Source organism: Neorhizobium sp. R1-B (genome assembly GCF_004368875.1).
GTDB classification, from domain to species: Bacteria; Pseudomonadota; Alphaproteobacteria; order Rhizobiales; family Rhizobiaceae; genus Neorhizobium; species Neorhizobium huautlense.
In genome coordinates, this window is the sequence record NZ_SOEM01000005.1 from 23,028 (window position 1) to 48,626 (window position 25,599).

25 protein-coding genes and 2 pseudogenes are annotated in these 25,599 nt (G+C 59.3%); 2 read left to right on the top strand and 25 right to left on the bottom strand.

Going from position 1 to position 25,599, the window contains the following annotated elements; translation table 11 throughout:
• Positions 1–151 precede the first annotated feature (151 nt).
• The 8 genes and pseudogenes from EDE05_RS09165 to EDE05_RS09200 all read right to left on the bottom strand — a co-directional run.
• Positions 152–1,474 (bottom strand): annotated as a pseudogene (locus EDE05_RS09165) (ATP-binding protein); the annotation flags it as partial.
• 309 nt (positions 1,475–1,783) lie between these two features.
• Complete coding sequence (locus tag EDE05_RS09170) at positions 1,784–2,698, bottom strand: ABC transporter ATP-binding protein (RefSeq protein WP_132410407.1); 915 nt, start codon at positions 2,696–2,698, stop codon at positions 1,784–1,786.
• Positions 2,695–3,498, bottom strand: a complete 804-nt coding sequence (locus EDE05_RS09175) for an ABC transporter ATP-binding protein (protein ID WP_112797965.1) — start codon at positions 3,496–3,498, stop codon at positions 2,695–2,697. Before EDE05_RS09175 ends, EDE05_RS09170 begins: the two co-directional genes overlap by 4 nt.
• On the bottom strand, positions 3,495–4,385 hold the full coding sequence (locus tag EDE05_RS09180) for an ABC transporter permease (protein WP_112797963.1): 891 nt from the start codon (positions 4,383–4,385) through the stop codon (positions 3,495–3,497). Before EDE05_RS09180 ends, EDE05_RS09175 begins: the two co-directional genes overlap by 4 nt.
• A gap of 1 nt (position 4,386) precedes the next feature.
• Positions 4,387–5,367, bottom strand: a complete 981-nt coding sequence (locus EDE05_RS09185; RefSeq protein ID WP_112797961.1) for an ABC transporter permease — start codon at positions 5,365–5,367, stop codon at positions 4,387–4,389.
• Between the two features lie 60 nt (positions 5,368–5,427).
• Entirely contained in the window at positions 5,428–7,077 is a 1,650-nt protein-coding gene (locus EDE05_RS09190; RefSeq protein WP_112798052.1) for an ABC transporter substrate-binding protein, read from the bottom strand.
• A gap of 38 nt (positions 7,078–7,115) precedes the next feature.
• Positions 7,116–8,135, bottom strand: coding sequence for a glycoside hydrolase family 3 N-terminal domain-containing protein (locus tag EDE05_RS09195; protein ID WP_112797959.1), 1,020 nt, complete (start codon positions 8,133–8,135; stop codon positions 7,116–7,118).
• Positions 8,136–8,157: 22 nt separating this feature from the next.
• Complete coding sequence (locus EDE05_RS09200) at positions 8,158–8,643, bottom strand: GNAT family N-acetyltransferase (protein WP_112797957.1); 486 nt, start codon at positions 8,641–8,643, stop codon at positions 8,158–8,160.
• Positions 8,644–8,824: 181 nt separating this feature from the next.
• Between EDE05_RS09200 and kynA the strand changes: the two genes are divergently transcribed.
• Both kynA and EDE05_RS09210 read left to right on the top strand, forming a co-directional pair.
• Positions 8,825–9,664, top strand: a complete 840-nt coding sequence (gene kynA, locus EDE05_RS09205; RefSeq protein WP_112797955.1) for a tryptophan 2,3-dioxygenase — start codon at positions 8,825–8,827, stop codon at positions 9,662–9,664.
• A 23-nt stretch (positions 9,665–9,687) separates the two neighbouring features.
• Positions 9,688–10,497, top strand: a complete 810-nt coding sequence (locus tag EDE05_RS09210; RefSeq protein WP_112798050.1) for an AraC family transcriptional regulator — start codon at positions 9,688–9,690, stop codon at positions 10,495–10,497.
• Here the strand turns inward: EDE05_RS09210 and EDE05_RS09215 are convergent, their stop codons facing one another.
• The 17 genes and pseudogenes from EDE05_RS09215 to EDE05_RS09290 all read right to left on the bottom strand — a co-directional run bounded on the left by EDE05_RS09215 (position 10,498) and on the right by EDE05_RS09290 (position 25,596).
• Positions 10,498–10,821 carry a hypothetical protein gene (locus EDE05_RS09215; protein WP_112797953.1) on the bottom strand — a complete coding sequence of 108 codons (324 nt, stop codon included), beginning with the start codon at positions 10,819–10,821 and terminating at the stop codon, positions 10,498–10,500. It abuts the gene before it with no gap.
• A 14-nt stretch (positions 10,822–10,835) separates the two neighbouring features.
• Positions 10,836–11,741, bottom strand: a complete 906-nt coding sequence (locus EDE05_RS09220) for a 2-hydroxyacid dehydrogenase (RefSeq protein WP_112798048.1) — start codon at positions 11,739–11,741, stop codon at positions 10,836–10,838.
• 62 nt (positions 11,742–11,803) lie between these two features.
• The gene (locus EDE05_RS09225) at positions 11,804–12,583 is read right to left on the bottom strand and encodes an amino acid ABC transporter ATP-binding protein (protein WP_112797951.1); all 780 of its coding nucleotides are present in this window, start codon (positions 12,581–12,583) and stop codon (positions 11,804–11,806) included.
• 21 nt (positions 12,584–12,604) lie between these two features.
• Positions 12,605–13,408 (bottom strand): transporter substrate-binding domain-containing protein, encoded by an 804-nt coding sequence (locus EDE05_RS09230; RefSeq protein ID WP_112797949.1) that lies wholly within the window; start codon positions 13,406–13,408, stop codon positions 12,605–12,607.
• A gap of 50 nt (positions 13,409–13,458) precedes the next feature.
• A complete protein-coding gene (locus EDE05_RS09235) occupies positions 13,459–14,115 on the bottom strand; it encodes an amino acid ABC transporter permease (protein ID WP_112798046.1) in 657 nt (218 codons plus the stop codon).
• Between the two features lie 13 nt (positions 14,116–14,128).
• Positions 14,129–14,797, bottom strand: a complete 669-nt coding sequence (locus tag EDE05_RS09240; RefSeq protein WP_112797939.1) for an amino acid ABC transporter permease — start codon at positions 14,795–14,797, stop codon at positions 14,129–14,131.
• Positions 14,798–14,903: 106 nt separating this feature from the next.
• A complete protein-coding gene (locus EDE05_RS09245) occupies positions 14,904–15,938 on the bottom strand; it encodes a LacI family DNA-binding transcriptional regulator (protein WP_112798044.1) in 1,035 nt (344 codons plus the stop codon).
• A 98-nt stretch (positions 15,939–16,036) separates the two neighbouring features.
• Positions 16,037–16,873, bottom strand: a complete 837-nt coding sequence (locus tag EDE05_RS09250) for an inositol monophosphatase family protein (RefSeq protein WP_112797937.1) — start codon at positions 16,871–16,873, stop codon at positions 16,037–16,039.
• Entirely contained in the window at positions 16,874–17,887 is a 1,014-nt protein-coding gene (locus EDE05_RS09255) for a LacI family DNA-binding transcriptional regulator (protein WP_132410441.1), read from the bottom strand.
• A pseudogene (locus EDE05_RS27040) lies at positions 17,882–18,613 on the bottom strand (glycerophosphodiester phosphodiesterase); the annotation flags it as partial. The pseudogene EDE05_RS27040 and the gene EDE05_RS09255, both read right to left, overlap by 6 nt.
• Before the next feature lie 2 nt (positions 18,614–18,615).
• Entirely contained in the window at positions 18,616–19,671 is a 1,056-nt protein-coding gene (locus EDE05_RS09260; protein ID WP_134100670.1) for an ABC transporter ATP-binding protein, read from the bottom strand.
• The gene (locus EDE05_RS09265; protein ID WP_112797933.1) at positions 19,671–20,513 is read right to left on the bottom strand and encodes a carbohydrate ABC transporter permease; all 843 of its coding nucleotides are present in this window, start codon (positions 20,511–20,513) and stop codon (positions 19,671–19,673) included. The genes EDE05_RS09260 and EDE05_RS09265 overlap by 1 nt, the downstream gene beginning before the upstream one ends.
• 2 nt (positions 20,514–20,515) lie before the next feature.
• Positions 20,516–21,817: a sugar ABC transporter permease gene (locus tag EDE05_RS09270; protein ID WP_112797931.1), complete on the bottom strand. Its 1,302-nt coding sequence runs from the start codon at positions 21,815–21,817 to the stop codon at positions 20,516–20,518.
• 64 nt (positions 21,818–21,881) lie between these two features.
• The gene (locus tag EDE05_RS09275; protein WP_112797929.1) at positions 21,882–23,228 is read right to left on the bottom strand and encodes an extracellular solute-binding protein; all 1,347 of its coding nucleotides are present in this window, start codon (positions 23,226–23,228) and stop codon (positions 21,882–21,884) included.
• A 179-nt stretch (positions 23,229–23,407) separates the two neighbouring features.
• Complete coding sequence (gene modC, locus EDE05_RS09280) at positions 23,408–24,478, bottom strand: molybdenum ABC transporter ATP-binding protein (protein ID WP_112797927.1); 1,071 nt, start codon at positions 24,476–24,478, stop codon at positions 23,408–23,410.
• Positions 24,475–25,176, bottom strand: a complete 702-nt coding sequence (gene modB, locus EDE05_RS09285; protein ID WP_112797925.1) for a molybdate ABC transporter permease subunit — start codon at positions 25,174–25,176, stop codon at positions 24,475–24,477. Before modB ends, modC begins: the two co-directional genes overlap by 4 nt.
• A 204-nt stretch (positions 25,177–25,380) precedes the next feature.
• Entirely contained in the window at positions 25,381–25,596 is a 216-nt protein-coding gene (locus tag EDE05_RS09290; protein WP_112797923.1) for a hypothetical protein, read from the bottom strand.
• Positions 25,597–25,599: the final 3 nt, after the last annotated feature.

Below are 25,599 nucleotides of genomic sequence, written 5' to 3' on the forward strand. Positions count from 1 at the left end.
GTCGAGACGCGGAAGACCTTTTCGCCGAAACGAATGGCTTCCTCAAGTGCCGGAATGCTCGAAAGAACCAAAATTCATGGACCTGGTGAAGACCGAGGCGCCCGGTGCGCCGCAGGTGTCCCCCACCCCATCTGCAGTTCTTGCGGAATGATCAACGGCAAAGTTCAGCGGCACCTCGGAGATCGCCGACAGCGATACTATTCCGCTCCGTCCGGATAGCCGTATCGGCGGCAGCTCGTTCCATCTCCAAGGGTAAGGTAATCGTGAAGGTCGAGCCGTGACCCTTCTTGCTGGCCACCTCGACGGTTCCCCCATGCAGCTCGATGATTTGCTTGATGAGATTGAGCCCGATGCCGGTCCCCGCGATACCGCTCGATGTGCGGGCTCGGAAGTATTTCTGGAACATGCGCGGCAGGTCCTCTGCATCGATACCCAGGCCACCATCCCGCACTGCGATCTTAATCCCGGCCGCGTCCTTCCATCCCGCCACGTGAACGTCCGGAGCGGAAGGCGCGTATTTGACCGCGTTGGAAAGAAGGTTCGTAAACACCTGCTCAAGCGCCCTCCGGTCCCCTTCGATCTGGTCTGGAAGACGGCCGAGATCCGTATGGATCCTGTGGTCCGCCGCGATCGATTGCTGCCGGTCGCAGCAGGTCCGTATCAGTTCCCTCAGGGAAAGAGGCTCATGAGACATCTCCACAGACCCGTGATCCAGCCGCCCAACCGCGAGAATGCTTTCCATCAACTCGACGATCCGGGAAACGGCGCCTCGAATCCGGTCAATCTTGTCCGTCACGAATTCGCTGTCCAGCTGACCGCGGCGGCGGAACAAGCGCTGCGCGGCTCCATCGATGATCGTCAGCGGAGTGCGAAATTCGTGCGAGGCCATGGCAACGAACTGGCGCTGCAGTTCGTTGATCTGCCTCTCCTGGGCAAGCATTCGTTCCAGCTCCCGAGCCTGCCGTTCGATCTCCGCCGTTCGTGCTTGAACCGCCGCTTCCAGCATGTCGCGTTGGCGGATCAATTCCTCAGAAACCGCAACCGCAGCGGTCACGTCCTCATGCGTCGCGACATAGCCACCGGTTTTCATGGGGTTATGGGTAATCTTGATCACCCGGCCATCGGAGAGGACAATATTCTGGCTGGCGACCGAGCCAATCACATTGGCCGCCGTCACCACGTCGAAATACGCCGCTTTGTCGAGAGGACCAATTCCCCTCAACTCGCGATGCTCAAGTATTGAGTCAAGCGGGGTGCCAGGCCGTGTCAACCCCTCGGGCAAGTGGTACATGGCCGCATAAGCGGCGTTGCAGACGATCAGATTCTTCTCGGAGTCGAACATGCACAATCCGTGCGGCATGTTGTTGATCGCCTCATCGAGCCGCGCCGTTTGATCTGCCAGTTCGCTTTCAAGCCGCGCCAGTGGCGAAAGATCATGAAAGGTCATCGCGGACGGCCCCTCCCGCCGAGGAGCCCCGGATCTGCACGACGAAACTGACAACGACCATCAGTTTGCTGCATGATGTTCAGTTCAGACCTCCATGAGCCAAAGTTTCTGTCCACAAATCTTGCCGGCTGGATAGGCATTATAGAGACGGGCCGAAGTTCACGCCGCCGCTTTACTGCCAACCAGACAACAACACATTGCCGATCGCCTGCAGCATCCGACAAAATTCATAATGCTTCGGTAATATCAGGACACCTGCCGTCAGAATCGCTGAAAAGGACGCTTCGAGACCCCGCCCTCCGGATCCGGCGATGGCGCTTTTGGCTCGCAATGCGGTCAGCCAGGTTCCATCGCAAGTTTTCGCACGAAATGTCCGGCCTCATATTCCAGCGCTTCGCTCTCCGGCACGCCCGATCCGCGGCGAACATCTTCTACTTCCCGAGATCGCAGGCGCGCACGGGGGTCGTCGAAGCGTATCTGCGGGTCTGGTACGGCGGACAGCAGCAGCCGCGTATAGGGATGGATCGGGTTTTCGATCACCCGCCGGGTTGGCCCCCATTCGACTATCTGCCCGGCATACATGACGGCAATGTCTTCGGCGATATAGCGAGCCGTGGCAATGTCGTGCGTAATGTAGAGCAACGCGAGCTTCATCTCCTGTTTCATCTTGTTCAGGAGGTTCAGAATTCCAAGCCGAACCGAGACATCCAGCATGGATGTCGGCTCGTCCGCGACGATCACTTCGGGTCTTGTGGCGAGCGCCCGCGCTATGTTGACCCGTTGGCGCTGCCCTCCTGAGAGCGCATGAGGGTATTTGCCAAGAACGATATCGGGCTCCAGCTGCACCTGTCGCAGCAGGTCACCGACGGCCGCTCGGATCGCGGCTGACTTGATCTCCGGCCGATGAAGCTTCAGCGGACGCGTCAGATGATAGGCGATAGTATGTGCAGGATTGAGGGAAGCGAAGGGATCCTGGAAGATCATCTGCACGGCCCGCCGATAGTTCGCGACGTCGGACGAGCCCGCCTCGGCAATGGACTTGCCCTTGTACAGGATCTGTCCGGCGGTCGGCTGGTATTCCCTCATCGCCATGCGCGCGCAGGTCGTCTTGCCGCTGCCCGATTCCCCCACCAGCGCCAGCGCACGGCCCGCATGCAGAGAGAAGGAAACCGAGCGTGCGGCATGCACGGTCGACGGCCCATGTCCAAAGGTCTTCGTCACGCCGTCGAGGGTCAGAATGGCATGGCTCACAACAGCGCGCCTCCATGCAACGAGGGGAAGGACGACCAGAGCTTTTTCGTGTAGTCGTGGCCTGGTGTGCGGAAGATTGCCTCGGCCGCATTTTCCTCCACCAGCCTGCCCGCCAGCATGATGCCGATCCTGTCGCAGAATTGCACCATCAGGCCGAGGTCATGCGTGATGAACAGAACCGAAAATCCGAATGTGCGCCGAAGATCGTTGATCCTTTGAAGGATCTCCCGCTGGACGACAACATCGAGGGCGGTGGTCGGCTCATCCATGATCACCAGCTTGGGACCAAGCGCCATGCAAATGGCGATGACGATGCGCTGGCGCATGCCGCCGGAGAACTGGTGTGGATAATCGCGCAGGCGATCCGGAGAAATATCGACGAGCCGCAGCATTTCGGCGGCTCGCTCGCGCGCCTGTGCTTTCGACATCGTCGTGTGGCTCATCAGAACATCGTGGAACTGGTCCTCGATCCGCAATACGGGATTGAGCGAGTTCATGGCGCTCTGAAAGACCATCGCCACTTCACGCCACCGGAAAGCTGCCAGTGCCTGCGGGGTCAGATCGAGCACGTCGCGTCCGTTCAAAAGGATCCTGCTCTGCCGGCGGATCAGCGCCGGGGGTTTGTGCAGACGGCTGATGGCAAAGGCTATGGTGCTCTTGCCGCATCCGGATTCTCCGGCAAGTCCGAAGACTTCGCCGGGTGCGATATCAAAGCTCACGTCGTCGACTGCGCGGAAGTCTTTCCTGTCGCCGATATAGTCGATGGTGAGGTTCTTCACCGAAAGCAGCGGACCGCTCAAAGGCGTCCCTCCCCCGACCGGGCAAGCAAGATCCAGCGATCACGCCAATTTCCCGTGCGAAGCCGCGGATTTGCGACCTCGTCGATTGCAAAGTTGAGGAGCGACATGCCGAGACCTAAAAGAGCCAGCGCAAAGCAAGGGATCAGGATCTCCCACCAGGCGCCGACCGAAAGAGCCGATGCCTTCTGGGCGTTGTAGAGCATCGTTCCCCAGGAGATTGCCCTCGGATCGCCCAGACCCAGAAATTCCAGCGTCGCTTCGGTGATGATTGCGAATATGACGCTGCCGATGAAATTGATCCCGACGATGGAAATCAGGTTCGGGAAAATCTCGAATGTCATGATCCGCCACCGCGGCTCGCCGATCATCTCCGCCGCCTTGACGAAATCCTTCTGCTTGAGCGACAGCGTTTCCGCCCGCGTGACGCGCGCTCCCCACGCCCAGGAGGTGAGCCCGAGGATGAGGGCAATCACAAAGGGGCTTGCCTGACCGATGAAAGCGGCGAGCACGAGCAAGAGCGGCAGATTCGGCACCACCAGGACCATATTGGTCAGAAAACTGATGACCTCGTCGGTTTTGCCGCCACGATAGCCGGCGATGATGCCGAGCGCCGTTCCAACAGCGGTTATCAGCAAACCCGCACCGAAGCCCACGGCAAGCGATGTACGGGCTCCATAAAGCAGACGCGCAAAAACATCCTGGCCAATGCGGGTGGTCCCCATGAGGTGGTTCCACGATGGCGGCTGATGCGGCCGCCCCACACGAGCGGAGGGGTCATACTGGGTCAAAAGTGGTGCAGCGATCGCCGCCAGCAGGACGAGTGCAAGAATGATCGCGCCAACAAGCGCCTTGCGGTTGCGCAACAGGCCGTCATACAGAACCCGCATGTCACAAAGCTCCCTTGAGCCGCGGATCAAGCAGGACATAGCTGACGTCCACGATAAAATTCGCGATCAGCATCGTTGCCGTCATGATCAGAAGCTGCCCCTGGATCACCGGATAGTCGCGCGCCAGGATTGCCTGATAGAGAATGTTGCCGAGACCCGGATAATTGAAGACGACCTCCGTGACGAGCGAACCTCCGAGGATCGTGCCGATTGCGATCGCCAACGAGGAAACGGTGGGCAAAAGCGCGTTGCGCGCCGCGTACCAGATCATCACGTGGTTATCCGACAAGCCCTTGGCGCGTCCCATCACCACATAGTCCTCGCCGAGGAGATTGATCATGTTGTTGCGCATCGTTACGGCAAACCCACCGGTCAGCACGGCGCAAAGCGTCACCATGGGGAGGAAGCCGTGGTAGAGGACACTGCCGACATATTGGAGGCTGAAGGCGGGATCGAGACGAGGATCGGCGGCATAACCGCTGGGAAACCAGCCAAGGGTGAACCCGAAGACGAAGACTACGATCAGCGAGGTCACCACGGCAGGCACCGAGGTTGCGAAGATCGCTCCGACAGAAACGATCACATCGAAGGCGCTGCCGCGCCGCCAGGCGGCAAGAACGCCAAGCAAGCTGCCGATGGTGAAACTTATGAGCGTTGCGATGCCCATCAGGCCCACTGTCCAGACGAGCGCCTGCCCGAGGACCGCAGTAACCGGGGCGGGGAAATATTTGATCGAGCGGCCAAGGTCGCCGGTGAAGATGCTGCCGAGATAGGTGAGATACTGCTGCCAAAGAGGTCCATCGACGAAGCCGAAGGTCAATTTCAATGACTGCAGGCTCTCCGGCGGCAGTTCGGCGCCTGCGCTGGAGAACATGATCTGCACTGGGTCGCCGGGCATCAGGCGGGGCAGGAAGAAGTTTATGGTCGCCGCCGCGACGAAGGCGGCGAGATAAAATCCCAGCCGGCGGAACAGGAAAGCCATGTGAACTCCCTCTAAGACGAGACGGCGCGGAACACGCCGCCTGCCAAAATCATCCCACCTTTATTGGGCCGGCCTCAGCGCCAGCAGATGCAGCAGACGCGCCGGGTTGATGCGTGAGATAGAGGGATTGACGAACGGGTTTTCCTTTGTCGACCAACCTGTGAAGCGCTTGGTGTTGTACTGATACCAGTTGGGGTTGTTGAACACCGGGATCATTGGCATGTTTTCGGCAACGATCCGCTGCGCCTTGTTCATCGCTTCCTTTTGTTTTGAAAGATCGGCGGTGTGGGTAAATTCCGTGACGAGCTTCTCTACCTCGGGATTGAACCAGCGCTGCGCGGTGAAGCGGGTCTTGCCCTTGTCCGATGCGCTGAATGCACGTTTATAGGGATAATAGGGCGAGGCCGAGGCCGGTAGGCTGTTGATCGCCGCATCGAACTTGCCGCCGATAAGGTTGGAGGTCCAGACAGCCTCTTCCGGAGTTTCGATCTTCGCATCGATGCCGACCGCCTGCATACCCTCGATGGCGATGTTGACGGTGTCGACCCAGTCGGTCCAGGAATTGGGAACGATGATGGAAAAAGAGATCTTGGACCCGTCCGGATTGTCCCGGAAGCCGTCGCCATCCTTGTCCTTGTATCCGGCCTCATCGAGCAGAGCCTTGGCGGCTTCGGCGTCATATTTGGCATATTTGCCGAAATCGGCCTGGACGGACGGATCTGCCCAGCTCTTGTAGAGTTCCCCCATCAAACCAGGGTCTTCGTTCAGCGTCGGATACCCATAGCCTGCAATATCGATCATCGTCGCGCGGTCGAGCGCCATGGAGGCCGCACGGCGGAACTTGACGTCATTGAAGGCCTTCTTGTTGTTCTCGTTGGCGGTTTCCAGGTTGAACAGGAAGGCGACCATGCTGCTTGGTGAATACCAGTAGTGGTAATGGTCAGGATCCTTGGCGACATAGACATTTTCGACATCAGGAATGAAAGACACGCCCCAATCGAGGGTACCATCCGCCGTTGCGGTCAGGATCTGGTTGTTGTCCGCAAGCTGCGGAAAGCGCAGGCAATCTACCTTGAGGCGCTCCGTCTCCCAATAATGAGGATTGCGGCATTGATCATAGGTCTGGCCCGTAAATCGAGGGATCTCGGTCATCGGGCCGCTACCGACGGGAGTCTCGTTGGCAAAGGTCACGGGATCAGCGATGTCCTTCCACACATGTTCCGGCACGATGGGAAGCTGAGAAAGCTGCTCGGCCGCAAGCGAGCTCGGATTGGCAAGCGTGAACCGGACCGTTTGCGGATCGACGATCTCCACGTCTGTAATGAAAGTCCAGATGCTGACGAAATCGAGGGCGGGGAACTTCTTCAGATAGTCATAGGTGAATTTGACGTCGGCCGAGGTAAGCGGCTTTCCGTCCGACCATTTGAGGTTCGGCCTTAGCTTGAAATCGATGCTCTTGAGGTCGTCGGCCAGCTTGAAGCTTTCAGCCAGCCGGAAGATCGGCTTGTTGCTGTCGAAGCGATTGAAGACCACCAGAGGCTCGTAGATGAAATCCAGCGTGCTTTGACGCGCGGAGGTCTGATTAAACGGATTGAAGTTGCGCACCCAGGTTGTGGCCGGTTCGATATTCGCCGTCAGCACGGTTTGCGCCATCACCGGCCCCGAAACCAGCGCCAGGGCTGTTGCAGCCGCAAGAACAACTTTATTCATCTCGTTCCCCTTTGTTGATTTTTGGCTCGACGTGCCGTTCACGCAAATGTACCTTGGAAAAGCTCCTCCACTTCCGCGTGAGCGGCACGATAATCGATCTTGAGATTGCCGAGACGGGCTCTGCCGGCGGCGATCCGCGTCTGAGCGGCATCCGTCAGCGGTCGGGCCGCCTTGGCTGCTGCCTCGCTTTCGGGAATGTCGCCGTGGCTGTGCAAGGCGATATCGAAACCGGCATCGAGCACCTGCCTGACCCGCTCGGGCAAGCTGCCGCGCAGCGATTCCATGAAGATGCAGTCGGAAATCAATACGCCCTCGTACCCCATGTCCCGGCGGATGACGTCATGCATCACCGGCGAGACGGAAGCAGGCAGTTCCTTGTCGTAAGCGGAGAAGACGACATGGGCGACCATGGCCCACGGCGTATCCTTCAAGGCGACGAACGGCCTGAAATCGGTGGCCTGCAGCGTCTCGGCCGAGGCATCCACCACGGGCCGTTCCTTGTGCGAATCCAGCGTGGCCCGGCCGTGACCCGGAATATGCTTCATTACGGGGAGACAGCCCGTTTCCATCAAACCGTCCACGACCTCGCGGCCGAGGGCCGCAACGAAATCGGGATCTGCGCCGAACGAACGCTCACCGATGACATCGCTCGTCGTTGGAAAGACAAGGTCGAGAACAGGTGAGCATCCGCTCGAAAGGCCAAGCTCGGTCATCATTGCCCCCATGGCACGGGATGACAAACGAAGGGCGCGCTTTCCGCGATCAAGATCTCTGCGGGCAAGCTCCGCAAATTGCGCAAAACTTCTGAATCGCGGCCATGGCCCCGCATCGAGATGCTGCACACGGCCGCCTTCCTGGTCGGTAAAAACCGGCGCATCCTCACGACCGACCGCCTCGCGGAAACGCGCGATCAAACGCTTGGCCTGATCCGGGCTCTTCAAGTTGCGGCGCCCGACAAAAAGCCCAAGGGGATTGGTATCCCGAAAGAGGGCGAATTCCTCGTCCGACAGTATCGGGTTCGGCAAGCCGACGAATAGAGCGAGCGGGGTTTTGGACACGTGCGAGCCTCCCGATGGGTTTCTATGTCTTGGTTGTGGTTCTGAGCATTCCCTCGTAGATCCCTTTGTCGGATGCAGGGATCACGATCGCGCCTGCGCTGCGGACGTAGAAATCCACAGGTCCGGCGTCGCCGACAAACGCATAGGCATGCCCAAGCGTCTTCAGGGCCTGCAGGCAGGCGGCGAGAAGCGCAATACCGATCCCTTTGCCGCGTGCCTCCGGGGCAACCCCTGTCGGACCGAAAAAGCCACGAGCCGTCACGTCGTAACAGGCAAACCCCTGGAGACCGGCGTCATCGACGGCGATCAGGCAGCCGACGGGCTGGCGCGAAAATGCGACCACCACCTCGCTTGCCCAATTCTCGCTGAACCGCGTAAGGACCCAGTCCCGGACAATATGCAATTCGGGCGCAAGAGGTGGGCGAATGGTCACGCCGGACGGCGCCACGGCTTGGGATAGAAGCTCATCGAATTTCCTGGAATATAGGCTGACAAGCAGATCCGGCACCCGCTGCTCCTGATATTGCATTATAATGTAATATGTATTGCTCTAGTGTTATAGTAGGAGCAATCTTGCGGCTCTTGTCAACGGTCAATTTTAAGGACCGAATCAGCTGCGGAGGGATGGGCTTCCCAAGTTACCGCAAAGAGGGCAGCATGACGGGGCGAGGCAATGGGTGGAGAGAACAATGAACTTGAAACCATACAACCCTGCCGAGGACGGTGCGGAAATGTCCTTCGAGGATCGGATGTCCTATTCCGACTACCTTCATCTCGAGGGGATTCTTAACGCCCAGAAACCCCTCTCCGGCGCGCATGATGAACTCCTTTTCATCATTCAGCATCAGACTTCGGAGCTTTGGATGAAGCTTGCCGTCCACGAAATCGCATCTGCGATGGCCGCTATCCGCGCCGACAATCCACAGCCGGCGTTCAAAATGCTGTCGCGCGTGGCTCGCATCTTCGAGCAGCTCAACAGCGCCTGGGATGTGCTGCGCACGATGACGCCAAGCGAATATACGGAATTTCGTGCCTCGCTCGGCAAATCTTCCGGTTTCCAATCCTATCAATATCGGGCCATCGAGTTCCTGGCCGGCAACCGCAATCAGGCGATGCTTGGCCCGCATACCCATCGTGCCGACATCATGGCCATGCTGGAAGACATTCTGGCGAAGCCGAGCCTCTATGACGAGGCTCTGATGCTGCTCGCACGACGCGGTTTCGATATCGGAGAGGACGCCGATCGCGATGACTGGCGGGCGGCCCGCAAGCCGAGCGAGAAGGTCCTCGATGCCTGGGAGCAGATATATCTTGCGCCAGAACGATATTGGGAACTTTACGAATTGGCGGAGAAACTAGTCGACTTCGAAGACTATTTTCGCCGTTGGCGCTTCAATCACGTCACGACGGTGGAACGGGTCATCGGTTTCAAGCGCGGCACCGGCGGTACCTCCGGCACGCAATATCTAAAGAAGATGCTCGAGGTCGAGCTTTTTCCGGAGCTTTGGCGAGTGCGGACGGTTCTTTGATCGAGAGGACCGGGATGAAGAGTATGCAGGCGAAGCGGCAAAACCAATTCGAGATATTGAAATGTCGCACAATCGGCGTGCAGGCGGTCGCGGCGCGATCGGACCGGCAGTTTGCCCGCCACACCCATGATCAATTCGGAATCGGCATCATCAGGGATGGCGCTCAGAAATCGGCAAGTGGCCGCGGCCCTGTCGAAGCTGGACCGGGTGACGTCATCACCGTCAACCCGGGTGAAGTGCACGACGGCGCGCCGATTGGCGATGCCGGCCGTTTCTGGCAGATGCTCTATTTCGATCCGGCTGTCGTCGCGAGCGCTGTTGCGGACATCCGGCAAGGCAGCGAGGGAAGTTTCGAATTCTCCGATCCGGTCATTTCCAAGCCGCTGCTCGCAGGAAATGTGCGGCGGCTCTTTTCGGCAATGACAAGCCGCGAAACCGGCGCTGATGTGAATAGCCAGGAATTGCTGCTGACCTTATTGGCTGATTTGGTCGATGTGCCGATTAAGCCGATGTCCGTTGCAAAGGAAATCGAGATGGCGCGGGAGCGGATCGATGATTATCCGGCGGCTTCCGTCTCACTCTCCGAGCTTGCGGGTCTGGCAGAGATGAGCCAGTTCCAGTTGTTGAGAGCTTTTCGACGGGCTACTGGGCTTACGCCGCATGCCTATCTCATCCAGCGCCGAATTCAGCTCGCCCGCAAGATGATTGCCACCGGCACCGGCCTTGCCGAAGCCGCACTCGCCAGCGGCTTCGCGGATCAGAGCCATATGACCCGAATCTTCACGAGAAGCTACGGCCTCTCTCCTCACAAGTTTGCGCGCGCGCTTCGCTGATCAACTCGGCGCGAGATCGAAGACGTGGTGGTGGATATGCCCATCGAACATCTCCATCAGACCTTTGGTCATCTCGCGGCTCTCGTATCGAACCGGCGACTGAAGTGCCGCTGCGAGCGCTTCGCGGCTTTCATACATGGTGGAAAGCACCATCGGATAGCGTGGCGCGCCCTCATCGCGCTCGATATTGTAGAGCACGCGCACTTCCTTGACGCCTGGGAAAGCCAGCCACATCGGCATCAGTTTTTCCGCGACATAGGCTTTGAAGCGATCTTCCTTGCCGGCATGGACGGCGCCTTCGAAAAAGGCTTGTCGAACGATCATCGATTTTGTCCCACTCAGTTGACCGTGGTCGGCGGCTTTTCGCCGGCGAAATGGGCGGCGATATTGGCGAGCACCAATTCACCCATAGCCACGCGCGTCTCCACCGTCGCGCTGCCCTGATGGGGCATCAGCACGGTGTTTGGTGCAGAGAAGAACTCTTCCCGGATGTTGGGTTCATTGACGAAAACGTCGAGGCCGGCCCCAGCGATCGTTCCGCCATTGAGGGCGGCAAGCAACGCATCCTCGTCGACGACCGTGCCGCGGGCGATATTGATCAGCAGCCCGTTCGGCCCGAGCGCCTTCAGCACTTCGGCATTGACGATGTTCCGGGTTTCGGCGGTCGCCGCGATGATCACGCAAAGCACGTCGCTGTCTTCCGCAAGCGCCACAGGCGAAGCGCAGGACTTCCAGGTGGTGTCCTTGACCGGCGACCGGTTCCAGTAGCGCACCGACATGCCGAAAGCTTCCGCACGGCGACCGAACGCCTTGCCGATCTGGCCGAGGCCCAGGATTCCGACCCGTTTGCCCTTGGGGCTGTGGCCAAGCGGAAACGGCTCTTTGCCCCAGCGGCCTTCGCGCACAAAGGCGTCACCCCTGGCGACGTGGCGAAGCGCCGCGAGCATCAGGGCAATGCCCGTATCCGCCACGTCATCGGTCAGCACGCCGGGCGTCGTGGTGACGTCGATATTGCGGCTGCGTGCGAAACCAAGATCCACCTTGTCGGTTCCGACGCCGTTGATGGCAATCACCCCGAGAGCCGGCAGCCTTTCGATCCATTCGTTGGTGATGCCGGTGCCGCCGCCGGTCGCGACTGCCTTGATTCTCGGCAGGGCAGCTTCAAGCGATGTCTTCTGGTTCGGGTCGTACATCCGGTGCACGATATAGGCAGCATCGAGCTTGTCCTCGATAAACTGCATCATCGGTTCCACGAGAAGGATGTCTGGTTTCACGTCGGAAACTCCATGGTTTAAGTGGACGGCGGTCAGGAAATCTGGCCGAGGAAAGTCCTCAGCCGTTCATTTTTCGGGTTAGCGAAAAATTCATCGGGCGTCCCCATCTCCAGAATTTCGCCCCGATCCATGAAGATCACCCGGTCGGCAACCTGGCGGGCGAAGCCCATTTCGTGCGTGACGCAGAGCATGGTCATGCCTTCCTTCGCAAGGTCGATCATCGTGTCCAGCACTTCCTTGACCATTTCCGGATCGAGCGCCGACGTGGGTTCGTCGAAAAGCATGATCTTTGGGTTCATGCACAGCGCGCGGGCGATTGCGACGCGCTGCTGCTGGCCGCCGGAAAGCTGGGCCGGATATTTTTCCGCCTGCTCGGGGATGCGCACCCGCTCCAGGAATTTGCGGGCGGTCTTTTCCGCCTCAAGCTTGGAAATGCCCCGCACCTTCATCGGCGCCAGTGTGCAGTTCTCCAGAACCGTCATATGCGGAAAGAGGTTGAACTGCTGGAAGACCATCCCGGTCTCCTGCCGCACGATATCGACGTTTTTACCTCCCGCGGTGAGATCGTGGCCATCGACCACGATCCGGCCGGTCCTGATCGTCTCAAGCTGGTTGATACAGCGGATCAAGGTCGATTTGCCGGAGCCCGAGGGACCGCAGATGACAATCCGCTCCCCCCGTTTGACCGAAAGTTCGATATCCTTGAGCGCCTGGAATTCGCCATACCACTTGTTGACGCCTTCCATCCGCACGGCCAGATCGGAAGCTCCCCGCGCGGCCGCGGCCGATGCGTTTGCATCTGCTTCATTCATGCGAGGAACTCCCTTTCAACTTTACTTCTTCGCTCCGGCAACGAAATCCGGCAGCGGCGCCCCAAGCCACTTCTCATGGATCTTGTTAAGCTCGCCATTCGCTTTCACCTTTTCGACGAAGGCATTGATAGCCGCCAGAAGCTCCGTCGAACCCTTGCGGACCGCAATGCCCTGGACCTGCTGGCTGAGTTGCAGCTTCTGGTCGAAGCGGCCAGGAGCAGCCTTTTCGATCTGCGCGGCGACGACGTTTGAAACGCCGATCAATTCGACCTGACCGGAGAGGAGAGCCTGAACCGCACTGGCATCGTCATCGAAGCGCTGGATCTTGGCGTCCTTCGGGGCGATCTTGGTGACCCCGGTATCCTGGGTGGAGGCGCGCGCAACGCCGATTGTTTTGCCGGAGAGGTCTTCGGGCTTCGAAACCGCCGTGTCCTTGGCCCCGAAGACGCCGATCGAAATGCCGGCATAGGGTTGCGAGAAGTCGACGCTCTTGGCACGCTCTTCGGTGATGCCGAGCGAGGCGACGAGCAGGTCGACCTGGTTGCTCTGGAGATAGGGGATGCGGTTCGGGCCGGTGACCGGAACGATCTGCACCTTCACGCCCAATTCCTTGGCGAGCAGTTTTGCGACGTCCGCGTCATAACCGTCAGGCTCGTTCGACGTGTTCATGATGCCGAAGGGCGGGAAGTCGACCAGCATGCCGATCTTGACGGTACCTGCGGACTTGATGCTTTCGACCGTCTGCGCCGAGACCGTCGAGGCCATCGCCCCAAGCATCAGGCCTGTGCCGATTGCCGCCATTGCCATACGTCTGGTAATGTTCATTTTCCTACCCTTTTCTGTTGTGCCGGGGTCCTCCCCCGGCTCGGGTCCCGTCAACGAGCCGTTGCCCGGGAAAATTTCGTTTCCATGCGTCGCGCCAGCACCGACAACGGCCAGCACAGCACGAAATAGACCGCTGCGACCGTTCCGAAGACCATGAACGGGCTGAAGGTCGCGTTGTTGATGATCTGACCCTGGCGGGTGAGTTCGGTGAAGCCGATGATCGCGGCAAGCGACGTCCCCTTGATGAGCTGCACCAGAAAGCCGACCGTCGGTGCCACGGCGACGCGGCACGCCTGCGGCAGAAGTATGTAGCGCATGCGGTTATAATAGCGCAGGCCGAGCGCCGTTGCCGCCTCCCGTTGTCCGGGCGGGACCGCCTCGATGCAGCCGCGCCAGATTTCGCCGAGGAAGGCGCTGGCATGCAGGGTCAAAGCGACCGCGGCTGCGAGCCAGGGATTGATCGCAAAGCCCAGGATGTTCATGCCGAAAAAGACCAGGAAGAGCTGCATCAGCAGCGGCGTTCCCTGGAAGATGCGGATGAAACCGGTCGCGAGAAGGCGGGGCAACCTGGAATCCGAAACACGCGCAAGAGCGATGAAGAGGCCACCTACGCCGCCGCCGGCAAACGCGATCGCCGACAACGCGATCGTCCATTGCGCCGCCATGACAATGATCCAGAATTCGCTCCAGCCGAAAGGTCTGATCAGCATAACGCCACTCCTATCGGCTCAAGGGATACTTGAAGGCTGCCTTCTCTATGACGGAGAAGATCGCGGAGAAGCCGACCGACATGGCGAGATACATGAGCGTGATGACGATATACACTTCGAAACTCGCGAAGGTCGCCGACTGCAGGTCGTTGCCGGCGGCAGCCAGATCGTCGGCCGAGATTGCCGAAACGACGCTCGAGGTCAGCATCAGGTAAATGAACTGGCTGGTCAGCGCCGGATAGACGGTGCGCAGCGCGGGCTTCATGATGACGTAGCGGAAAATCTGGAGCTTCGAGAGGCCCAGCGCGGTGCCCGCCTCCACCTGCCCCTTTTGAATCGACTCGATGCCCGCGCGGATGATTTCGGTCCCGTAGGCGCCGAAATTGACAACCAGCGCCAAGAGAGCCGCGCCGTTTGGCGTGAGGCGCAGGCCGAGTGACGGCAGGCCGAAGAAGATGAAGAAGATCTGCACCAGGAAAGGCGTGTTGCGGATGATTTCGATATAGGCGTCGATGATCCATCGCAAAGGCACCACGCCGGACGTCTTGCCGGCGGCGCAAAGGACGGAGACGATCAGCCCCAGGATCATTGCTGCGCAGGAAAGCTGGATCGTCAGCCAAGCGCCGATCAAAAGCTGATCCAGCCCTGCGAGCACGGGCTCGAAGTTGAAATTGTACACTTGGGTCCTCCCCAAAGATGCCGAAAGTGCACCGCTCCTCTGCGATACATCTGCATTTAGATCGATCTAAAAACTTTTCAGCCGCACGTCAACTGGATTAATCGTCTCAGACCGCCGCAGTTATCGCCGGTCCGCAGGATTGACGAATGTGGAGCTGCGTTTGCTGCACAATTCTTTCCGGTGGGCGCAGCGGATCAGCCAGCCGATTCAAGAGAAGCCGGGCGGCATTGTTTCCGATTGTCGCGGGTGCCGTCGAAACGGACGTCAACCGCGGTCGCATCGCCTCCGCGTCGGTTACATCGTCGAAGCCAATCAATGAAAAATCCGAACCGATCTTGACCCCGCAGTCGTAGAGCCCGGCGGAAAGACCGAGCGCTATGACATCATTGAAGCAGATGACCGCCGTTGGCGGGTCAGGGCGATTGAGGAGGAGATTTGCCGAGCTGGCAATCCCACCAAGCTGGTTCGGCACACGGATAATCATGTCCGCGCCGAGGCCATGAGACTGCATCGCCTCGCCGAAGCCGCTGATACGCTCATGGTAGGCCGAATGGATCGGGCCATGCACGGCAAAGGCAATACGGCGATGACCAAGCGACACCAGATAGTCGACAGCCTGATGCATGCCCCCTGCATAATCCACGCCGGCATAGTCTGCTTCATCGGAAATCTGGCGCAGGGCCTGCACCAGCGGCAGGTTCCACTCTGCGACGCGCCGCAAATATGTGGGTTCGGTACCCGCCGCGGGGCACAAGATGACACCATCGACGCCGTGCTCCCGCATTCGCTGCATCACCGCGTCCTGCCGGTCGGGCAGATCGCCGCTATTGGCCAGGATGACCACCAGACCTGCCTCGTCGATCATGGCCTCAATGCCGGAGAGCAATTCGGCAAAAAACGGATTGGTAAGATTGGGCACGATGACGCCGACGGTGTGACTGCGCTCTGCGCGAAGGCGTGCCGCGCCCATGTTGTAGACATAACCGAGCTCGCGCATGACCTCTTCGACCCGGGCTCTTGTCTCGCTTCCCACCAGCGGGCTCTTGCGGATGACCAGCGAAGCGGTTGCACGCGAAACATTGGCGCGACGCGCCACATCAAGGAGCGTTACGCGGCTTTTCTTTTGGTCTCGTGAGGGCATAAACGTCACTTGGCAGAGGTATGGGAAGAGGTCAATGATCCCTTCCTTATACATCGACCCGAGAACGGTTCCGGTCAATCCATCCTAACGCCCGGCCGTCAAGACGCTACGGCGGACAAGTCCTCCATTTCCAACAGGAATGCGAATTCATCGGCCAGGGCGGGAGAACAAGCCACCGCCGGTCCGCCATCCCGAAGCAGTTTTTCAAATGACGGCATAAAAACCGTGGCGCCCGCTTCAGCGGCGATGAGCATGCCGGCCAGCATGTCCCAGGCAGACAGATGCCGCTCGTAATAGAGATCGGATATGCCTTCAGCAACGCGAACCAGACCGATCGCTGCAGCTCCCATGCGGCGGTAGTCGATACCGCGCTCATAAAGCTTGCGGGAGACGGCGAGATAATCCTCAAAGTCGGTCCGTCGGGAATGGCCGAGGATGGCGATAGCATGGGAGGGATCGCTGGTTTTGGCGGCAGCGATCGGTTTACCTTCCTTGAAGGCGCCCTGCCCGCGGATCGCATGGAAAACCATGTCTTGCGCTGCGTCATAAATCACGCCGACCAGAATCCTGCCGCCGGCGACGAAGGCTATAGACACACCCCAGTGACGAAAGCCGCGAATGAAATTGGTCGTTCCGTCGATCGGATCCACCACCCACATGCCGCCCTCACCTGCCTCAGTCCCTTCATAGCCACCCCCTTCTTCGCCCATGAAGGAATCCTGCGGGAATTCTTCAAGCAATGTCGTGCGGATAGCCAGTTCGGCTCGCCTGTCGGCGACGGTAACGAAATCCTGCAAGCCCTTGTTCTCGACGTTAAGCGTCTCCGGGAGAGCTTCGGCGCGAAAGGCCGCGGCCGCCCTTCCGACACGGCGGGCGATCGAGATCGCAGTTTCGGCGCGGGCTTTCAGGAAAGTAATATCGGATGCGAACGCCATTTATGCGCTTCTTCTCTTGATCAGCGTTACAGGCGTGAACTCCACCCGCGAAACCGCATCCGGATCGGCCATGCGGCTGATGAGGAGATCGATCACCTGTTCCGCCTGCACCTCGCAAGGCTGGACGAAAGTGGTGAGGTCATAGGCTGCCCAGCTTGCCTGGGGAATGTCGTCATGCCCAATGACCTTTACCGACCCGTAGCCCATTCCCGCCCTGACAAGCCCGTCAAGGACGCCGCAGGCCATGTAGTCGTTGACCGAAAAGACGCCGTCGACACCGAGATTCAGAAGCCTCTCCGCCGCCTCATAACCGCGCCTGTAATCGTTGATCGTAACAGGAACCAGCGTCGCCTCGACGCCAAGGCTTGTGCAGCGATTCTGAAAAGCTTCCGCACGACGGCGTGAGGAATAGGAGACGGCCGTCCCGGCCACGACTGCCAGCTTTGCTGCGCCGACCTCCAGCAAATGATCGGCCGCGGTATAACCCGACATCCGGTCATCGGAAACGACACGGTCGACAAAGGGAAAATCTTCACCCTTGTTGATCAGCACGATCGGTACGCCTTCGGCGGCGCATTCCTCGCAGATATGCGAGGGCGGCGCATCGGAGGTGACGATGACGCCGGAAACCGCGTAATGCAGCAGCTGCCCGATGACGGTCGAAGTATCCGCCTCCTTGGAGGTAGGCAGCAGGATCGGCCGATAATTGCGGGCGATCAACGCCCGGGCCAGATGTTCGAGCTGCTGGGTGCGGAAGGGGTTATCGAGACCTGCCGCGACGAGTCCAACGAAATCCGACCGCTTGTTCGTCAGGCTGCGGGCGAGATAATTGACCCGATAGCCGAGTTCTCTGGCGGCTTGATAAACTTTCTCGCGGGTCTTCTCCGAAACGCTCGCGTCCGGCGTAAAGGCACGGGATACGGCGGCGCGGGAGACGCCCGCCGCCCGCGCCACGTCGAAAGAGGTGACGCGGCGTTGCTCCCGGGTCGTCCCGTTCGGCTCCCTGGAACGCATCAGGTCCGGCAGGTCGGTACAGATGCCGAGAACCGGCTGTGCCATGATATCCTTCAACACATCCGACCGCTCCTCGTGCCACAGCACGATCTCCTTGCCGTCGGAAAAGGCCTTTTCGACGAGTTCTTCGGTGACGAATTCCTGCGGGGTGTCGCTCGCCTTTTCCCAACAGAGATGCAGGATGTCGGCGCCTGATTCTCTTCCCAGCAGATGCGGATCGTGACCGATGCGGATCAGCACGGACAGCGGAAAATCGCAGCCCATCTCCCGCAATTCGCGGACCTGCTGGACATCGAACGAGCCGAGGCAGGCAAAGCGCTGGTTCATCTCTTTCAGATGCTGCCAGCAGACCGGCCCTGTGCCGGGCCGCTTGAGTTCCACATAGAGTCCGCAGCCGGTGGCGCGGCCAAGCTCAGCCACTTCCTCGAAGCTCGGTACGTCAGGCACGATCGCGCGAAGCTCGGCAAAACTCATCTGGGAAATATATAGGTCTTTGGCGAATACGCGTTCCAGGTGATCATCGTGGGAGATGACGACGACCCCATCGGCGGTCATCTGGGTGTCGAGTTCCCACATCTCGGCGCCGAGTTCGGCCGCCCTGCGAAAAGCGGCGAGCGTATTTTCCCGTTCATGGCCGCTTGCGCCGCGATGGCCGATGCAGAATGGCATCCGGCCCTTGTCTTCCGGCCACCCGAACCTTCTGAAGAAGGCAGCGAAGCTACGCATGGTCAAAGTCTCCGCCCATCTTCCGCGAAGACGAAGGCCGCTTCGCTGGAAAGGTTCCAGCGGACGCAGTCGCCGAGCCTCACGTCATCGCGCACCGGCTGGATCGAACGCAGTACGGAACCATCGGCAAGTACGATGTCGTAAAGGTTTTCCCTCCCCTGCGTTTCCGCAAAAGCAACCTGACCCTCGATTGCCAAATCGCCGTTGGGACCGAAATGCTCGGGTCGGATACCGAGCGTCACAGCCCTGCCATCACCGATGTCGCGAAGCGACCTGAGCGGTAGTCTGAAATTGCCGTCGCCGGAGACGAATGCCCCGCCCAATGCCTTGCCTTTCAGGAAAGAAATCGGCGGATTTCCGAGGAAACCGGCGACGAAGGCCGTGCGCGGATTGTTGTACATCTCGGACGGCGTGGCGATCTGGACAATCTTGCCTTCCTTCATGATCGCGATACGGTCACACATGCTCATCGCCTCCACCTGATCATGGGTCACGAGAATGGCGGTAATGCGTGTCTCCTTCTGCAGACGGCGGATTTCCGAACGCATCTCAAGGCGCAATTTCGCATCCAGATTGGCAAGCGGTTCGTCGAGCAGCAGCACGTCCGGGCGACGGATAAGAGCACGAGCGAGCGCGACGCGCTGCTGTTGACCGCCGGAAAGCTGGGAGGGCCGTCGAGCGAGGAGATTGTCGATGTGGGCGAGTGCGGAAATTTCCGCGACCCGTCTTTTGATGTCGCTGGCGGGCAACCGCCGCACCGTCAGAGGAAATCCGATATTCTCCTCGACCGTCATGTGCGGATAAAGCGCATAGGATTGGAAGACCACGCCGACATTGCGCTCCTGGCTCGGCAGGTTGGTGACGTCCCTGTCGCCAAATACAATGCGGCCCGCAGTCGGCCTATGGATGCCGCAAATCGCAAACAGGGTCGTGGATTTGCCGCAACCGGAGGGGCCAAGCAACGCCAGCATTTCTCCGGAGCCCACTTCGAGGTCCATCGCCTCGATGACCTTGGTGCTTCCGAAACTTTTCGAGAATTTGTCGAGGAGAATACGCATCAGCCCTTGGTGCCTCCGCCGTAGATGTTCATGAGATGCTTCTGGAAAAAGACATAGAGAATGAGGACCGGAACGACATAGAACACGCCGACAGCCTTGAAAGTGGCGAAATCGAAGTTGTTGTCGTCCGCAATCAGGCTCGCCAGGTAGACCGATAGCACCTGCACCTGCGCCCCTGGCGCAAGCACCTGCGGCAGAATGAACTCGCTCCACCCCGTGAGAAATGAGAAGAGGCCGAGCGCCATGATTGCCGGCTTGATCTGCGGCAGGACGAGTCTCCGCCAGACGGTGAACCGCGAGGCTCCGTCGACAAGACCTGCCATCTCTATTTCCCATGGCACGGTGTCGTAGAAGCCCTTCATCAGCCAGATGCCGAGCGGCATGTCGATTGCCGCTTTCACCAGGATGACCCCGATCAGCGAATTATAGAGGCCGACATACTGAAGCACGATGAAGATCGAGATGATGAGCGTCACCGATGGAAAGGCATGCAACACCATGACCCCGGCCAGCAATAGGCCGCGCGCAGGCACATTCAGCCGCGACAGCACATAACCCGCCATAGAGGAGATGATCAGGATCACCGCCGTGATGCTGGCTGCAAAAATGAAGGTGTTGAGGGTAACGAGCCAGATGCTGGCTTTGCCCGGTCGGGTCTCCCAGAGGAAGCGCCAGTGTTCGAGCGTCAGCTCATTCGGGATCAGCGAACCCGCCTCCGAATTGCTGATCGTATCGATGAAGAGATAGGCATACATCAACACCAGCGGCAGGCTGACCAGCGTCAGCAGGAAGATGACCGGCACGCTTGAGAAATTCACGGAAGTCTGAGTCTTATCGGCCATCATCAATCCTCGATCCACGGCTTGGAGATCAGAGTGTCGTAACGAAAGATGCGCAGGTAAATCAGCGACAGGACGATCCCGATAACCACCAGCACCAGCGCGAGGGCGGCGCCCAGGCCGTATTCCAGATTGCCGGTATAGTTGTTGAGCGCGGTATGGTAGGCGGCGAGCGACCAGACCTCGGTCGCCCGCCCCGGCCCGCCGCGGGTCGAAAGGAGGATTTCGTTGAAGGAGGCAAGCAGCGAAAGTGTCTGGTAGCAGGTGACGAACAGGATCGGCCAGCGCAGTTGCGGCAGGATGATGTAGCGGATCTGCTGCCACCGGCTGGCGCCATCCACCTCGCTTGCATGGAAATGCGTTTGAGGGATCGCCTTGATTGCCGAGGAAAAGACCAGCATTCCCATCGATGCGCCGATGAAGCCGTTGATCAGGATCACGAAGAACCAGGCGTTGTAGGCATTGTCGAGCAGATAGTTCTTCGGCGGGACCCCGAACTGGCCCAGAAACATGGAAATAAAACCATTGTCCCAGGTCAGCCATTTCCACATCAAGACATAGATGACCACCGGCGTGATGCGCGGCAGGAGCCAGACGGCGCGGAAGACGGAGGCGGTTGCAGGCGGCATATAGTGGGTCGTCACCGCCAGGAACAGCGCATAGCTCACGTTGAAGAGCATAAGCGTTACCCCGACATAGAAGGCGGTATTGAAAAATATCTTCGCCATGTCCGGCGAGCTGGCGATGACCCTGAAATTGTCCGTTGTCCAGACCCAGCCGGTATAGGTTTCTCGCGCGACCTTGTCCTGCTCCTCCGGCGTCAGCGTGAAGCCCAGCTTTTCCAGGCTGCCGATCAGTGCGTCGCGCGTCTCGAACCGGGTATTGAGGACCGAGCGGTTGAAAAGATCGGAAATCTGCTTCACCTCGCGGGTGGAAGGACGGTCCTTGAGCGTCTTTATGACCCGTTCCGCGTCGCGACGGGAGGCGAAAACCTGGCCGACATGCCCGTCCCTCAGTTCAACGGCATAACCCGGCTTCAGCTTCAACGCCTCCAACGCCGCCAATCCCTCGTCGTCTATGACAAAACGCGGCTCCGCTATGCCTGCTGCAAGCTCCGGCAAATCAACCTTGAGCCGGTTCACCGCGCCTTGGGTGACCTGATAGACGCCGCCGGAAATGCCGGTCGCGGTACTCATGTTGGTCATGGCGAAGATGCCGGTCAGGATTGCCGGCACGAGGTAGAACAGGAAGATCATGATTGCAGCAGGCGCGATCATGATTATGCCGAGCGTTTGCGATGTTCGCATGGAGAAACCTTGGGAAGAAAGGCGGGCGGCGGAGTGAAGCCGCCCGCAGTCCTGAGGGTTTTGATCAGCGGATGACGATGGCGCCGCCGAGCGTCGACTTCAGTTCGGCTTCGGCATCGTTGACTGCGGCATCGGCGGTCTTGGCGCCGGTCCAGGTCGCTTCCATATTCTTCCACATGATCGTCCAGTATTTGCCGAAATCCGCATTGTTCGGCATCGCATTGGCATGGGGCAGAAGACGCTCGGTAGCCTCCGAGGCCCAGCGGTTCCCGGAGTAGAGGTCGACCTTGGTCTCGGATGGAGAGATGCCGAGATGCGCCGACTTGATGGCATGCAGCGCATTGATGCGCGGCTCGGACGCGATCTTGACGAGATCGGCCGCGATCTGCGTCGTCTCCTGATCGTGACCGGCCATCAGGAGATAGGTCAAAGGATGGGTGAGAGTATTCGCCTTGCCGCCTTCGCCGGCCGGGATCAGCGTGAACTGGACGTTGTCAAAGAAATCCTTGAGCCCTTCCTGGTTCACCAGTCGTGCATAATGCCAGGTGCCGCCGTGCCAGATTCCCGCCTTGCCGGTGGCCACTTCCTTCCACCACTGGTCGCCGGGCATGCCGATGTGGTTCTTCTTGGTGACACCTGCTGCAACGAGGTCGGCGAAAAACTGATAGGTGCGCTTCATCGCGGCCTTGTCGAAGACAAGCTTGCCTTCTTCTTCCATGACGCCGCCGAAAGAGGTGTAGAACTGCCAATAGTCAGGGCCGTTATTGGTGCGCGGATAGAAGCCGTAGCCGGCCTGGACAAGACCCTTGTCCTGCATCTTCTTGGCATCTTCGAGGACGTTTTTCAGCGTATATTCGCCCTTCTCGACCTTTGCCGGCAGAGCTTCGAGATCAGCATCCGTATAGCCGATCGCCTTCATGTAAGGCTTCCAGAAGAAGAAGGGGCGGGATTCGGCGTCCTGCGGGATGCCGTAAACCGTGCCATTGAAGGAGGCGATCTCCATGAGGTTTGGGTAGATATCGCTGATCGGCCACGCATCGAGGTCGATATAATCCTCGGCCGGAACGATAAGACCCGCCTGAGCCCAGGGACCGATATCCTCATGGCCGGTCGCAACGATGTTCGGAGCCTTCTTGGCTTCTGCGGCAAGCGTCAGCGCCTGCTTGAAATCTTCCCAGCCGGAATAGGGCGTCTTCTGCACGATGATGTTGAGCTGTTCACCGCGGACTGCGGCTTCGCGCTCGAGAATGTCTGCGGCAATTTCGATCGCATCGACGCGGTAGTTGTCATTCGGACCGGAACCACCCGACCAGACGGAAATGCTGACATCTTTGGCGGAGGCAAAGACGGCGGTCGAGGTGAGAAGAACGGCGGCGAGCGCGGCGGATTTCAATATCGGAAGAACAGTCATGGTTTAACTCCCCGAAGAGCGAAAATGGCTGCTTCCGGACACCGGCAGGCACTGACCTCGTGCGGCGGAAGCGCTGAATTCATGATCAACGAGAGCGGTTTAGTGGGCCTCCATAACACCCGAATGACAAAATGTACGCGTGTGCAAAATTTTGGCGGCGATCCTCCAGCTGCTGCCGATCAGCGTTCCAGCGCAACTGTCTTCATCACCGCAAAGACTGGTTCTTCGAGTTTCAAGGAAAGCCGTTCGGCCGAAAGCGCGGTGATGCGGGCGAGTACAAAGTCGTCGCCGCAACGGATACGCACGCGCACCATGCCCTCGCCATCGGCCTCGATCGCAGCGACGCGACCCTCGACGATGTTAAGGGCGCTCAGGCCCTCCGGCCGCTTTGTCGCAACCATCACATCCCGTTCCGGGATATGCAGTCTGACCATTGCCCCAACCTCCACCTGCGCGGTCGGAACGATCAGCCGAAAAGTTGAAAGCCTTATCGTCGCCAGGTGGTGGACGGCGTCGATCGTCTCGACGGCGCCCGAAAGTACCACCCCGGCCTCCCGACGGTCCGACGATAGGAAGGAAAAGCCGCCCAAGATCTCCGAAGTGGTTCCAACCGCCTCCACCCGGCCATTTTGCATCATTACCACCTGGTCGGCCAGGCGCGCCACTTCCGCGGTCGAATGACTGACATAGACGATCGGTGTCGACGTTTCGTCCCGCAACCTCTCCAGATAGGGAAGTATCTCTGCTTTGCGTGGGTCGTCCAGGGAGGCAAGCGGCTCGTCCATCAGGAGCAATCGTGGTCCGGCAAACAAAGCCCGCCCGATCGCCACGCGCTGCTTTTCGCCACCGGAGAGTGTTGCGGGCCGGCGATCCAACAATCCGCCGATACCGAGAAGATCGATGATGTGCCGGAAGTCGCGAACGCGCGCAGACTTCGGCGCAAACCACCGTCCATAGTTGAGATTCTGGCGGACGGTCAGATGCGGGAAAAGCCGACCTTCCTGGAAAACATAGCCGAAGTGACGTCGATGCGCCGGCACGAATATGCCTCTTTCGGTATCGAGCAGCACCTGTTCATCGATCCGAAGGCTTCCCCGTTGCGGCTTGGAAAGCCCGGCAATCACCCGGATCAGAGAAGTCTTTCCTGAACCCGACGGCCCAAACAGCGCCGTCACGCCACGTCTGGATGCGAAGCGGGCGTCAAGCACGAAACCGCCCAGCGTCTGGCGCACATCTACAACCAGCGTCATTCGACCTGCACTCTTTTGCCGACCAGATAGGCCATGAATTCGGAAGCAAGCAGAGCGGCGGAAGAAATCGCGATCGCCACGATCGTCAGCCGCATGGCCCCCGCGTCACCGCCGGGCACCTGGGTAAAGGTGTAAATTGCTGCGGATAGGGTTTGCGTTTCGCCGGGAATGTTGGACACGAAGGTGATCGTCGCACCAAATTCGCCCATGGCCTTGGCGAAAGCAAGGATCATGCCGGCGATAATGCCGGGAAGGATCAGCGGCAGGGTGACGGTCATGAATACCCAGGCCGGGCTGGCGCCGAGCGTCCTGGCCGCCTCTTCCAGCTTACGGTCCACCGCTTCGACGGACAGGCGTATGGACCGCACCATCAGCGGGAATCCCATCACGCCGCAGGCAAGCGCCGCACCCGTCCATCGGAACGAAAAGACAATGCCGAGATATTCGTCCAGGAAGGCGCCTATGACCCCGCGTCGGCCGAAAAGGATAAGCAAGAGGAAACCGGTTACGACCGGAGGCAGGATGAGCGGCAGATGCACCAGGCCATTAAGAATCGATTTTCCCCAAAATCGGCCTCGGGCCAGCAGATAGGCGATCAGGATGCCGAAGGGCAGGCTGACGGTCATCGCGACGGCGGAAACCCACAGGCTCAGCCTGATCGCGGTCCATTCCTCGTCGCTCAATTGAAGCCAGTCCAAACGTCGATCCTACCCAGCACAATATATCACTTTGGATATATCGGGACGGCTTGGATGGCTAGGGTACTGCAGGAAAACTTCTCTTGTGATGCCGGCGGCGGGAGAGCTTTTGACTTCAAGCCAAGTCTCTCCCGGCGCCAGAAATATCAGCGCGCGGGCAATCCTGTCGTGCTGCCCGCGCAGGCTTGGGAAGTTCAAAGGCGGTTAGCGATTATCGCGGTTGGTTTTCTCGAAGATCGGTTGGCCGTGGTTGCGACCGTCGACGCGGATCTGATCGATGCTGCCGGTTCTCACGTTGTCGACCTTTGCAGAAACCTGGGTCTTGGCAGTGCCTTCGAAATAATCTCCTTCGGCAAGCGCGGAACCTGCAAAAGCGGTGGCGGCGATCATGGCCGAAATTACGGAGAGTGACGTCTTCATTGC

Bases quoted from the DNA above. Each gene is read 5' to 3' on its own strand.
- EDE05_RS09180 (WP_112797963.1), bottom strand. From the start codon at position 4,385: ATGCGGGTTCTGTATGACGGCCTGTTGCGCAACCGCAAGGCGCTTGTT.
- EDE05_RS09185 (WP_112797961.1), bottom strand. From the start codon at position 5,367: ATGGCTTTCCTGTTCCGCCGGCTGGGATTTTATCTCGCCGCCTTCGTC.
- EDE05_RS09190 (WP_112798052.1), bottom strand. From the start codon at position 7,077: ATGAATAAAGTTGTTCTTGCGGCTGCAACAGCCCTGGCGCTGGTTTCG.
- kynA (WP_112797955.1), top strand. From the start codon at position 8,825: ATGAACTTGAAACCATACAACCCTGCCGAGGACGGTGCGGAAATGTCC.
- EDE05_RS09210 (WP_112798050.1), top strand. From the start codon at position 9,688: ATGCAGGCGAAGCGGCAAAACCAATTCGAGATATTGAAATGTCGCACA.
- EDE05_RS09215 (WP_112797953.1), bottom strand. From the start codon at position 10,821: ATGATCGTTCGACAAGCCTTTTTCGAAGGCGCCGTCCATGCCGGCAAG.
- EDE05_RS09220 (WP_112798048.1), bottom strand. From the start codon at position 11,741: ATGATGCAGTTTATCGAGGACAAGCTCGATGCTGCCTATATCGTGCAC.
- EDE05_RS09225 (WP_112797951.1), bottom strand. From the start codon at position 12,583: ATGAATGAAGCAGATGCAAACGCATCGGCCGCGGCCGCGCGGGGAGCT.
- EDE05_RS09230 (WP_112797949.1), bottom strand. From the start codon at position 13,408: ATGAACATTACCAGACGTATGGCAATGGCGGCAATCGGCACAGGCCTG.
- EDE05_RS09245 (WP_112798044.1), bottom strand. From the start codon at position 15,938: ATGCCCTCACGAGACCAAAAGAAAAGCCGCGTAACGCTCCTTGATGTG.
- EDE05_RS09250 (WP_112797937.1), bottom strand. From the start codon at position 16,873: ATGGCGTTCGCATCCGATATTACTTTCCTGAAAGCCCGCGCCGAAACT.
- EDE05_RS09255 (WP_132410441.1), bottom strand. From the start codon at position 17,887: ATGCGTTCCAGGGAGCCGAACGGGACGACCCGGGAGCAACGCCGCGTC.
- EDE05_RS09260 (WP_134100670.1), bottom strand. From the start codon at position 19,671: ATGCGTATTCTCCTCGACAAATTCTCGAAAAGTTTCGGAAGCACCAAG.
- EDE05_RS09265 (WP_112797933.1), bottom strand. From the start codon at position 20,513: ATGGCCGATAAGACTCAGACTTCCGTGAATTTCTCAAGCGTGCCGGTC.
- EDE05_RS09270 (WP_112797931.1), bottom strand. From the start codon at position 21,817: ATGCGAACATCGCAAACGCTCGGCATAATCATGATCGCGCCTGCTGCA.
- EDE05_RS09275 (WP_112797929.1), bottom strand. From the start codon at position 23,228: ATGACTGTTCTTCCGATATTGAAATCCGCCGCGCTCGCCGCCGTTCTT.
- modC (WP_112797927.1), bottom strand. From the start codon at position 24,478: ATGACGCTGGTTGTAGATGTGCGCCAGACGCTGGGCGGTTTCGTGCTT.
- EDE05_RS09290 (WP_112797923.1), bottom strand. From the start codon at position 25,596: ATGAAGACGTCACTCTCCGTAATTTCGGCCATGATCGCCGCCACCGCT.